1 protein-coding gene and 1 pseudogene are annotated in these 1,160 nt (G+C 61.2%); both read right to left on the bottom strand.

Going from position 1 to position 1,160, the window contains the following annotated elements; translation table 11 throughout:
- The coding region (locus AC1DTN_RS37245) for a class I SAM-dependent methyltransferase (RefSeq protein WP_477925100.1) at positions 1 to 679 on the bottom strand (679 nt) is incomplete at its 3' end.
- Positions 680 to 848: 169 nt separating this feature from the next.
- Positions 849 to 1,160 (bottom strand): annotated as a pseudogene (locus tag AC1DTN_RS37240) (hypothetical protein); the annotation flags it as partial.

Raw genomic sequence — 1,160 nt, 5'->3', positions numbered from 1 at the left:
CTGCATCGAAGTGCTCATCGACCTCACGGTAGTCCTGAAGACGGAACTCCAGCGGGAGATGTCGATAACGCCGCCTCGCCCATTCAACTTGCTCCTTGGATATCGTGACCCCGACCGCCTCGACGCCGTATCTCTCGGCCGCGAATGACATGAAGCTTCCCCAGCCACAACCGATGTCGAGCACCCGCATTCCAGGGCGCAGTCTCAGCTTGCGGCAGATCAGATCGAGCTTCGCCTCCTGGGCTTGCGCGAGGTTGCCGGCGCTCGCCCAATAGCCGCACGTGTACGTCATGCGCGGGTCGAGCATTGCGGCATAGAAGTCGTTGCCGAGGTCATAGTGAACCTCCGCGACCGCTTTCGCCCGCCGCTGACTTTGCAGATTGAGCAACTTGGCTGCGACCACATGTCCGATGAGGCGCAGCGGCTTGACCTGATCTGCGAGCCGGGACTCGAGCAGCCGGCAAAAGAATTGATCCAGACGATCGCACTCCCAGCTCCCGTCCATGTACGCCTCTCCGAGGCCCAGGTTGCCGCTGGACAAGGCTCGCTGCGGCACGTCGGCGCGTATGAGCCTCATGTCCCAGGGATCGGTCCCGTTGAGCCGGATGGAAGCCATGGCGAGCAAGTCCGCCGCAGATTTGTAGACACCCGTGCGTGCTTGTTCGCCAGCAAATTCCATTTCCATTCCCTAACGCATGAATGAGGCGCAGTGGGTCCTGTATGCCCACGCGGAGATCGACTTCGGGCCGATCCGATAGATCCGGGCCGCCCTGCGGCCGCCAGACAAAATGGTAGATCGGTTCGATCTCGCTGGACTGCCGATGTGGGCAGTGAAGCTGCCAAACAACCTATGTTTCAGGCCATTGCACGTGCTCATCCGCGGTCGCGGTCGGGGCGACATCCAGCTCGATAACCAGATGCTCATCGAACTTCGGGTTCTCGGGTTGCCCCGTGCCCATCGGGTCATCCCGCCGGGTGTAACCCCTGGCATTGCAGACAACGCGGGTGCGACCGATTCGATAGTCAAAGCTGTCGTGCGTGTGTCCGTGAAGCCAGAGCGCGGGTTGCCACTTCAGGATTCGATCGTCCAGGTCGGACACGAAGCACGCGTTCACAGCCGATCCTCGAAATTGCGGGCTGATGCTCTTGAGGCTGGGAGC

This window comes from Rhizobium sp. 01T444, from assembly GCF_056398305.1.
Note: the sequence above shows the minus strand (reverse complement) of the source record. Positions and strands in the feature narration are given on the sequence as shown.